Here is a 278-nt window from a genome sequence, read left to right as displayed (position 1 = left end):
TCCACCGCGCTGCAGGAACAGGTCTGGGGCCATTTCGGGTTTCCGGTTGGCGCGGAGCCGCCCGAGGATGTCGAAGCCTGCGAAGATGAGGGCGCGCAACTGCCCGACGGAAATTGGGAACCCGGTGCTGCCATCCCCGATTGGGACCGGATTGCATCAGCCCTGCGGCAGGACCGTTTTTATGCAATCGAGGCCTCGTTCGATGACGCCATTGCAAAAAGCTGCCGGATCGCCTGGCAGGAAGATCTGTTCGGTGAAGCCGGGAAGGACGGCCGTTA

General features: G+C 62.2%; 1 pseudogene. It reads left to right on the top strand.

The features are described 5' to 3' along the window. Positions 1-278 (top strand): annotated as a pseudogene (locus B7449_RS18525) (ParB/RepB/Spo0J family partition protein); the annotation flags it as partial.

It is taken from the genome of Komagataeibacter intermedius TF2, from assembly GCF_000964425.1.
In the GTDB taxonomy this organism is placed as follows: domain Bacteria; phylum Pseudomonadota; class Alphaproteobacteria; order Acetobacterales; family Acetobacteraceae; genus Komagataeibacter; species Komagataeibacter intermedius.
The sequence above is the reverse complement of the archived record's forward strand: the minus strand, read 5'-3'. Positions and strand labels throughout refer to the sequence as shown.